The 9,655-nt window shown below is 42.6% G+C and carries 7 protein-coding genes; 6 read left to right on the top strand and 1 reads right to left on the bottom strand.

Annotated features, from left to right (window positions below):
* Positions 1 to 906: 906 nt before the first annotated feature.
* Both ACQKCG_RS08115 and ACQKCG_RS08110 read left to right on the top strand, forming a co-directional pair.
* Positions 907 to 2,121, top strand: coding sequence for an RtcB family protein (locus ACQKCG_RS08115; RefSeq protein ID WP_101205756.1), 1,215 nt, complete (start codon positions 907 to 909; stop codon positions 2,119 to 2,121).
* Between the two features lie 150 nt (positions 2,122 to 2,271).
* A complete protein-coding gene (locus ACQKCG_RS08110; protein ID WP_101205757.1) occupies positions 2,272 to 2,508 on the top strand; it encodes a hypothetical protein in 237 nt (78 codons plus the stop codon).
* Positions 2,509 to 2,609: 101 nt separating this feature from the next.
* Here the strand turns inward: ACQKCG_RS08110 and miaB are convergent, their stop codons facing one another.
* Positions 2,610 to 4,103 carry a tRNA (N6-isopentenyl adenosine(37)-C2)-methylthiotransferase MiaB gene (gene miaB / locus ACQKCG_RS08105; RefSeq protein WP_101205758.1) on the bottom strand — a complete coding sequence of 498 codons (1,494 nt, stop codon included), beginning with the start codon at positions 4,101 to 4,103 and terminating at the stop codon, positions 2,610 to 2,612.
* Between the two features lie 431 nt (positions 4,104 to 4,534).
* Here miaB and ACQKCG_RS08100 point away from each other — a divergent pair, with 431 nt between their 5' ends.
* From ACQKCG_RS08100 to ACQKCG_RS08085, 4 genes are all read left to right on the top strand, one after another.
* On the top strand, positions 4,535 to 6,583 hold the full coding sequence (locus ACQKCG_RS08100; protein WP_404944625.1) for a lytic transglycosylase domain-containing protein: 2,049 nt from the start codon (positions 4,535 to 4,537) through the stop codon (positions 6,581 to 6,583).
* Positions 6,584 to 7,071: 488 nt separating this feature from the next.
* Entirely contained in the window at positions 7,072 to 7,752 is a 681-nt protein-coding gene (locus ACQKCG_RS08095) for a hypothetical protein (protein ID WP_227522950.1), read from the top strand.
* 370 nt (positions 7,753 to 8,122) lie between these two features.
* Entirely contained in the window at positions 8,123 to 9,112 is a 990-nt protein-coding gene (locus tag ACQKCG_RS08090) for a malate dehydrogenase (protein WP_179797575.1), read from the top strand.
* Positions 9,113 to 9,355: 243 nt separating this feature from the next.
* Positions 9,356 to 9,595 carry a DUF2789 family protein gene (locus tag ACQKCG_RS08085; protein ID WP_101205760.1) on the top strand — a complete coding sequence of 80 codons (240 nt, stop codon included), beginning with the start codon at positions 9,356 to 9,358 and terminating at the stop codon, positions 9,593 to 9,595.
* Positions 9,596 to 9,655: the final 60 nt, after the last annotated feature.

Genomic DNA, 9,655 nt, shown 5'->3' with positions numbered 1-9,655 from the left:
TTTGCGATAATCTAGGGAGTAAGTCATGGTTATTTATTGTGGTAATCGTTTAGTTGATTTATTTTATAACATTTTTGTGGTCAGGTGACTATATTGGCTGAAGTGATAAATAGTTTTATAGCTTAAAAACTACCGATACGATTTTAAATCAAAGTGATTAATTAAACACACGTTTATTAAATTATTTTCTATACAAACCAAATTAATTATTGACTTTAATTTTTAAATCGTTATTATTATCTCATTGATTTATATTGCTTATCTTTCATAAGCGATAAATCGTTTCAATTAACCTGCTATTGTCGCCCTGACATTGGCCACAACCTATGGAGGAATCATCGTGTCCTATATAACTACCAAGACGTTTTTAGAGATTAAATGTGTAAACCACATGACAGCAATGACACCTTCGAAAAGGTTTGGCTAAATTTTTATATAAGCTATTGAGTGATATCCCATCTATCGATATCAACGAATAGCTTTCTGTATCTACTTGCGCTATCTCTTTTCTAGGTCTACTGTGCCAAATTTGCTTTGCGATTGTGCTAAGCTATATTGCACCTGCTGTTATCTGTTTACCTAACATTTTTCTTTACCGTTACTGCCAATGAATCGTTTCAGGCTATGATTTAGCTAAAGCTTTTCTATGCGTATAATATTTACGCTGTGGCCGACGGTTTTGATCTATATTATATTTCTTTAAAATGTCCATAATAAATTAGCCATGAATTTTTATTGATTTTTTAATTAATAAGAATACGGTTTTTTATTGCCTAAATTTTATAATTTCATTTCTTATTAAACGTTTCGTTTAATTGAGATAGATAAGTAATGTCTAAAAATTATAAAAAATGGTAATTATAAAAAATGCATGGTTATAAAATAATAAAATGGAAGAAATAAATAATGAGCATTCAATTAGTATTAAATAAAAATAGTAAACATGGCGTACCTGTCAAGATTTACACCTCTGATATCGAGCAAGGCGCGATGCAGCAATTACGTAACTTGGCTCAGCTAGAGTTTGTACACTCGCATATTGCGGTCATGCCTGATGTGCATGTTGGCAAAGGTGCAACCGTTGGTAGTGTGATTCCGACCAAGTCTGCCATTATTCCTGCGGCGGTCGGTGTGGATATCGGCTGCGGTATGAACGCGGTACGCTTGTCACTTACGGCAAGCGATTTGCCCGATAGTTTAAAATCACTACGTTTGGTGGTCGAGCAACAAGTACCAGTTGGCTTCAATATGCATAAGCAAATCCAAGCCAAAAATTCAACGCTTGATCCACTAGGTAAACGCCTAAAACCGATTACTGATAAACACCCAGGTTTACTTAAAATGCTTAAAGGTTTTGAGCGTACGTGGGCAAAGCAGTTGGGAACACTCGGCGGTGGCAATCATTTTATTGAGCTGTGCTTGGATGAGAACAATGATGTCTGGGTCATGCTGCATTCTGGCAGTCGCGGCATCGGTAATTGTATCGGACAGTACTTTATTAACCTTGCCAAAAAAGAATGTCAATCGCGCTTTGGTCATGTACCAGATCGAGATTTGTCTTATTTCGCTGAAGGGTCTGATAGTTTTGCTGATTATGTCGAAGCAGTGGGCTGGGCGCAGGACTACGCGTTAGAGAACCGCCGTGAGATGATGCGTCTTGTCATTAAGTCTTTACAGTCGCCACAAGCGGGATTACCACGGTTTCAGCTGACCAAAGAAGCCATCAATTGTCATCATAATTATGTCAATGAAGAGGTGCATTTCGGTGAGCAAGTCTATGTGACGCGTAAAGGCGCGATCAGTGCTTATGAAGGTGAGCTTGGTATTATTCCAGGCTCTATGGGCGCAAAGTCTTTTATCGTACGTGGTCTGGGCGAGGCGGAATCGTTTTGCTCATGTTCACATGGCGCAGGACGACAGATGAGCCGTGGTAAAGCCATGCGAGCGTTCACCATTGATGAGCTAAAAGCGCAGACGGATGGTGTCGAATGTCGCAAAGATAAAGGCGTCATCGATGAGATACCCGGCGCTTATAAAGACATCGATGAAGTGATGGCCAATCAAACGGATTTGGTTGAGGTGGTGCATACGCTTAAGCAGGTCATGTGTATTAAAGGCTAACGAATAAAAACATAGCGAGTCATGACGGTGTCAATCGAGCTAAATGTACTAAGTGTACTATTTGCGCTCGAGTTCCTAGTCGTGACCTCACTATGCTGTCATTCGAATATATAAAACAGATTTAGAGTTATTAAAAATATAGGCAAAAATATGAGCTTAAAACAAACCTTAAAAAAGGCCAAACAGATTGAACGACAGTTAGATCAACAGGCTGAGACAGGTGTACAGCAATCGCTAAGCACTATCAAGCCACGTAATTATTTGGCACTTGATCCACTATTAAGAAAAGGTGGTATTCACGAAAAGGAAGATATCGACATCGTCCGAAAAAAACGTCGCCGCGAGACCAAGCAACAGTTACGGAAGACAGATTGGTTATCAGAATAGTGATAGTTAATATTCACGCACAAAAAAGCCGTTCGCTATTATAGTGAACGGCTTCTTTATTCTTGCTCAAACTTATAACTTAACCATTGTTACCTTAACTACTAGGCCAATACTTCGATTAGCTCACCTTTCACCATGTGCGGACTGACGAAATCAGTAATACGTACGCTCACAAGTTTACCCAATAGCTCATCCATTTTCTCAACATCGTGAGGGAACATAACGGTACGAGTGTTATCTGCCGTACCGATTAAGCAGTCAGGATGACGGTTGGCAACTTGTTCAACCAAAACGCGAGTAGTGGTACCGACCATCTCATGCGTTTTGGCAAGTGTCGAGTCAATGATGACTTTTTGGAATTCAGCCAAGCGAGCTTTTTTGGTGGTGAAGCTCACATCATCTGGCAACTCAGCGGCTGGCGTGCCTGGGCGCTTAGAGTAGATAAAGCTGTAAGAGTGATCGAAGTTCAACTCTTTCGCCAAGTTTAAGGTATCTTGGAAGTCTTGATCAGTTTCACCAGGGAAGCCAATGATAAAGTCGCTCGACAAGTGAATATCTGGACGAATGGCTTTTAGCTTATTAATCTGATTGATATAAACGTCAATCGTATGGTTACGTTTCATCGCTGCCAAAATTGCATTTGAGCCACTCTGAACCGGTAGATGCAAGTGCGATACTAGCTCTGGCAATTGTGCATACGCGTCAATGATATCATCAGTGAACTCTAGCGGATGGCTAGTCGTATAGCGAATACGCTCGACACCGTCGACATGCGAGACATAATGTAACAGCTCAGCGAAACGGCAAATGCTGCCATCGTCTTTTTCGCCGCGATAGCCATTGACGTTTTGGCCCAATAGGTTGATTTCACGGATACCTTGGGCAGCGAGGCTGTCAATCTCAGCCAATACGTCATCAAGTGGGCGTGACAATTCTTCACCGCGGGTATAAGGCACCACGCAGAATGAGCAATACTTTGAGCAACCTTCCATAATAGAGACAAAGGCTTTGTAGCCTTCTACTCTTGGCTCTGGCAAAAAGTCAAACTTCTCAATGCTAGGGAATGACACATCAATCGTACCAATACGATTTTTAGGTGCGATTTCACGTTGCTCATTTGATTGGTCATATAGTTCTGGCAGGCGATGCAAGGTTTGCGGGCCAAATACCATATCGACATAAGGCGCACGCTTTTGAATATTATCGCCTTCTTGTGAAGCGACGCAGCCACCAACGCCAATGACAAGGTCAGGGCGTTTTTCTTTTAGTTTGCGCCAGCGGCCCAATTCCGAAAAGACTTTTTCTTGCGCTTTTTCGCGGATAGAGCAGGTATTCATCAGTAGTACATCGGCCTCATCGATATCATGAGTGACTTCCATACCATGCGAATCGCCGAGCACGTCTAGCATTTTGCCAGAGTCATAGACATTCATCTGACAACCTTGGGTCGTGACAAAGACCTTTTTTGTCGCTGCTTTTTCGACAGGCGCTTGGGCTGAACTTGCTCCTTTGAGTGCAGTGACAGCACGTGCGGTGACAGTCGTCTCAGCAACAGCATCGTCATCGATGCGGGGATTGAATACAGTAACACTCATAAGGATAAGTCCATGATTGACCAAAAATATAGCGGAGTAGCCGATTAACAGGTGGCGTATTTTATCACAACCCTGTGCCAATGTGAAAAATTAGCACGAGCGATAGGTCCTCAATATGATAAATAATTCATAGCAGTATCAATTATTTACTGTCGTTCGTATTACTATTCATAAAAACTGCGGCTCATTATCACTTCTATGTTACACCGTGCTGTCCTATTTATTAACAAAAGGTAAAGGAGATAGTTGAAAGCACAATGAGTATAGTATGATGATTGCTATACCCTTGGCGGTACTTAGCGAACCGTTATTCACATATTTGTAGAGATATCATAAAGAGAGTCAGTATGACAAAGTTGCGTGTTGCGCATAGCATCAAGGATGAAGAGTCTATCAGTCAAAAACACGCGTCAAAGCGAATCACAGTAGGTATGCTACGGTTGAGCGCGTTGAGCGTGGCAACAGCGGTCAGTGCACTTGGTGTGTCACAAGTCGCTTGTGCCGAGTTGACCTGGGGCGATGAGGAAAGCTATCAACAAGAAAGTAACTATCAACAAGATTATCAGCAAGACAGTAGTATTGACTCATTTATGGCAGCCGCTATCGCCGCAGATCGCGGTGATGTAAGTGCGCTCTATAACTATGAGCAAGTCATGAGTGGTGGTCTATTTGCCATGTATCCGACCTATTGGCGTATGAATCTAGATCTCAATTCACAAAGTTCAGCAGCTGTCTCGCAGTTTGTGCGTCAGTATCCAGATACGGTTATGGCTGAGAAATTGGTGGCTGATTTTGCGGAGACCAAAGCAGGATCGAATGATTATGCCTCGGTTAGACAGGTAGCCAATTTGATTACCAATGCCGATGCCAGTGAGCGCTGTGCGGTTGCGCTTGGGTTTAATAATGGCGGTGATACCATGCGTGCTATGGCAGCCAAATCTGATGTTTGGCTAACCACTAAAAAGCAAACAGCATTGTGCGATCAGCTAGCGATGGAGATGAACAACAACGCGCTGATTAGTAATCAAGATCGTGCAGCTCGTCTGAAACGTATGTTACGTAAAGGCAAGACAGGCGATATTATGGCATTGTCATCACGCCTTGGTACGCCAATTGCTTATTCGGCGCTCAGTGAAATTCAGCTAAACCCATCTTCTTTCTTTAGCCGTTTTGGTCGTGAGCCTGCTAGCCAAACCAATCAATACCTATATATGTACGCAATCGGCCGTATGGCTGATAAGTCTTATCGTGAGGCAGCGTTACAGTTAGACTTTGATATCAAACAAGACAATCAGCGCGCGGTCAGATTGTTGAATGATGAAACACGACGCTATGCTTATCGTACGCTTGGCGTTCAGCGTATGAATCATAACACTGACGATGGCTTTAACGCTGAAGCAGTGGATTGGTTCCGCAACAGTTTAGACAATGACTTTAATTTTGAAGAAGCTGAAGACTACGCGATGGCAGCGATTCGCTTTGGTCGTTGGGATGATGTGGTAGAAGCTATCTCAAAAATGGACGGCGAAACGCAAAAAGAAGCCCAGTGGCAGTATTGGCTAGCTCGTGCGTATGAGCAGTCAAGCGATAGTAGCAAGCGCAATACGTCCAAAAAAATGTATCAAAACTTAGCAAAAAGTAATGACTACTATGGCCTGATGGCAAAAGACAAAATAGGGCAGCGTTTCGATGCTAGCCGTTTAGGCGGTAGTAATTTGCCTAATGTCAGTACCGCTGACCGCACGCGCGTCATGCAAGATGCCAACTTTGCCCGTGCGTTTGCGTTATACAACTCTGAGGCCAGTCGTGCTTATGCCAACCGTGAGTGGAACTGGGCAGTGAAGCAAGCTCGTGACAATCGTGATGACAATTTAATTATTGCCGCTGCTCGTCAAGCCTATGATATGGGCTGGCTCGATCGCGCGATTTATGCGGTTGATAATACTGATAGAGTGGATAGCTTAGCACTTTCGCATCCGATGCCGCATCAAAGCGCAGTCGTACGTTATAGTGAGTCAGCGGGTATTGATCCAGCATGGGCATACGGTATTATGCGTCAAGAAAGCCGTTTCGTATCCTCTGCGCGCTCAAACGTAGGCGCGAGTGGATTAATGCAAGTTATGCCTGATACTGCAAAATATATCGCTCGTAACCTAGGTGAGACGTATAGTGCGAGCCGTGCTAACAGCGGTGATACCAATATTCGCTATGGTACGTGGTATATGGGTGATATTTTGGGCAAGCTTAATTATCAGCCAGTATTGGCAACCGCGGGCTATAATGCTGGTCCCAATAACGCCAAACGCTGGCAGCCAGTTTATGGCTCACTTGCCGCAGATCAGTATGTAGAGTCGATTGCATTCCCTGAGACACGTAACTATGTCAAACACGTGATGGAAAACGCCACTATTTATAGCAGTCTGTTGGGTCGTGGTCAGCCGATTACTCAGCGTATGGGTACGGTGCCAGCTGGATTTTAATCACTGAACTTGCATTTGATAAACCACTAATGATTTATTGTTAGTGGTTTATTTTTATCTGCTAATTTGCTTTGTCAATTGATCAACTCTGATGTGCTCAGGCAGCACTCATCTGGCTAAGACAAATTTTACAGTCTTTATCCTTCAGTGCTTTATCAACATTTATCGAGATTCCTGACGATGTCGTCAACGTTTACGTTTTTGCTATAGATTAAAAAAAACGTTTTGTTACCATTGCCTTAATGGGAAACCCTATTTTTCAGTCTTGTTCTTAGGTCAATACGTGTTTTATGTATCGCGTCTAATGATTTAAGTTATAGCCTATGTCTTATCATTGCTAACTAACTGCCTTCAGTCCTATGATCAAAAAATATTTTAGTCTGTCTACGTCGCCAAAAACCAAATATTCATTATCTAATCGGATATGCTTTTTATCGAAGGCAAATACAAAGACAGATACAAACCTGAGCAACAAGGCTGCTAACTCTATGATGCGATTGCGTGCAGGTTTGGCTAGCAAACACCGTGTAGGTAGTACTAAAGCAACGATGAGCTTCGGCGCTTTAATACTTATACAAGGCGTTATACTGCTACCAGCACAGGCGGCTAGCACGGTTAAGACTGGTCAGCGCGTATTGATGATTGAGATGACCCCAGCATTATGTAATATGCAGCCAACGCGGGCACGTATGCGTCAGTGTTTAGAAGGGTATTCATTGACCGTATCTGGTCTGGATATGGGATATGGCGAGCGCTGCGGTCGTGGTAGTGAGCCACGTCTCACCCCGCTACAACTAAAAGTCGTTAACCGAATCATGCCTGACACAACGGTACGTAGCCAAACGTGGCAACGTTACGGAGCCTGTAGTCCGCTTAGCGCTAGCAGTTACTTCCGCCAAATTACCAATTATGCAGGCGGATTGAAATTACCGAACGAGTTAAATACGGGTAATAGTTATACCGTTTCCAAATCACGATTTATCAGTCAAATGACCCGTCTCAATAGTGGTATGTCATCAAACAGTGTGGATCTCATCTGTCAAGAAGGCAGCCGTCGCCAATCGATACTTACTGATATACACGTGTGTTATGAAGGTAGTGATTTTGGCACTTGTCATGACGTTATAGACAGCTGTGGCAGTAAATTTATCATTTCAGGTGGACGATAGCCTTTACTTAGTTACCTGCTCAAACTTCTTTTTTGATACCATTTTTCATTTCACTTAGCCCAACTTAATAGTGCAAATTGCCTATTTTGACCATTGTATCTACGTATAATACAGTGAAAATATGCTTTAGTTATCATGTACTGAAACCCTCTAGCGCTTTATTCGTAAGCGCTTAGCCTCTATAGAGCTCCTCTCGTATAAAATGTAACAATATAATCCCTGACGGGTCTATGACTGTATCTAGACGGTCACTGCGATGAAGTGCTACACTAGCTCTCGGTTTATACATGCTGCTATGCGGCAAACAAGTCGATATCTAAAATGATAATCGTTCATTAGAATTATCTAATAATTAATTAGGGAGTATTCAATGTCAATGAAACAGCCTTTACGTGTTGCCGTCACTGGTGCCGCTGGTAATATCAGCTACGCGATGCTATTTCGTATTGCATCTGGCGAGATGCTAGGTAAAGATCAGCCAGTTATTTTGCAATTACTTGAAATTACGCCAGCTCTTGACGCCCTAAAGGGTGTGGTCATGGAACTAGAAGACTGTGCATTCCCATTGTTGGCTGGTATCGTCCAAACTGACGATGCTAATGTCGCATTCAAAGATATCGATTATGCTTTACTGGTTGGTGCACGTCCTCGTGGCCCAGGTATGGAGCGTAAAGATTTGCTAGAAGCCAACGCTGCGATTTTCTCAGCACAAGGTAAAGCATTGAACGAAGTCGCTAGCCGTGATGTAAAAGTATTGGTAGTCGGTAACCCTGCCAACACCAACGCACTTATCGCTCAGCGCAATGCGCCAGATCTTGATCCACGCAACTTCACTGCAATGACTCGTTTAGACCACAACCGTGCTATGGCGCAGTTGGCTGGTAAGACTGACAGCACTGTAAATGACGTGAAAAAAATGATCATCTGGGGCAACCATTCGTCAACTCAGTATCCAGATCTAACTGCTTGTACGGTAAACGGCAAGCCTGCTCTAGATTTAGTTGATCGTGAATGGTACGAAGCGACTTATATCCCAGAAGTACAACAGCGCGGTGCTGCGATTATTAAAGCTCGCGGTGCATCATCTGCGGCTTCTGCTGCCAACGCTGCTATCGCACACATGCGTACGTGGGCGCTAGGTACTGATGAAAATGATTGGGTATCTATGGGCGTTTACTCAAACGGCGAATACGGTATTGCTGAAGGTTTGATCTATTCATTCCCATGCACATGCACTAACGGTGACTGGTCTATCGTAGACGGCGTTGACGTATCATCAGATTTCTCGAAAGAGAAAATGGCTGCCACTGAGCAAGAGCTTAGTGAAGAGCGTGATGCGGTAGCACACTTACTACCATAAGTTTGCTTTGAGTATGATCAGTTCTTAGTCAAAAAAAGCCTTCTGAAATATGAGGGCTTTTTTGTGTCTGTCTGAACCAGTTTCATGATTTTTTATCGTGAATTGGCTAAATGGATAAAAATTTGCCATTAACACAATTGATAACGTTAGATAAACGTTGATTAACAGCTTTTTAAATAAAGCTTGCTACAATAATTAAGTCAATTTGAATAATAACTAATTCACAATATTTAAGGAAAAATTATGTTGGGTGAACCAGAATATAATATGAATGAGCTATTTGCTCAATTGGGTCTTGATAACACTGACGAAGCGATTGATAACTTTGTCGAAAATAACCCATTATCAAGCGAAGAAAAGTTAACTGAAGCAAGCGTTTGGACGGACAACCAGCGCATGTTTTTGCAAGAAGAATGGCAAAAAGACGCAGCATGGGTTGAAGTCATCGATGACTTGAACGTGCGTATGCATCCCGATGCCTAAAAACCTGTAATGTAACCAATGAAATATAATTAATAAAAAGCCCCATGATATTGATATTAT

The organism is Psychrobacter sp. NPDC078929 (assembly GCF_050267985.1).
Lineage (GTDB): Bacteria > Pseudomonadota > Gammaproteobacteria > Pseudomonadales > Moraxellaceae > Psychrobacter.
Note: the sequence above shows the minus strand (reverse complement) of the source record. Positions and strands in the feature narration are given on the sequence as shown.

Bases quoted from the DNA above. Each gene is read 5' to 3' on its own strand.
- ACQKCG_RS08090 (WP_179797575.1), top strand. From the start codon at position 8,123: ATGTCAATGAAACAGCCTTTACGTGTTGCCGTCACTGGTGCCGCTGGT.
- ACQKCG_RS08100 (WP_404944625.1), top strand. From the start codon at position 4,535: ATGCTACGGTTGAGCGCGTTGAGCGTGGCAACAGCGGTCAGTGCACTT.
- ACQKCG_RS08085 (WP_101205760.1), top strand. From the start codon at position 9,356: ATGTTGGGTGAACCAGAATATAATATGAATGAGCTATTTGCTCAATTG.
- ACQKCG_RS08110 (WP_101205757.1), top strand. From the start codon at position 2,272: ATGAGCTTAAAACAAACCTTAAAAAAGGCCAAACAGATTGAACGACAG.
- miaB (WP_101205758.1), bottom strand. From the start codon at position 4,103: ATGAGTGTTACTGTATTCAATCCCCGCATCGATGACGATGCTGTTGCT.
- ACQKCG_RS08095 (WP_227522950.1), top strand. From the start codon at position 7,072: ATGATGCGATTGCGTGCAGGTTTGGCTAGCAAACACCGTGTAGGTAGT.
- ACQKCG_RS08115 (WP_101205756.1), top strand. From the start codon at position 907: ATGAGCATTCAATTAGTATTAAATAAAAATAGTAAACATGGCGTACCT.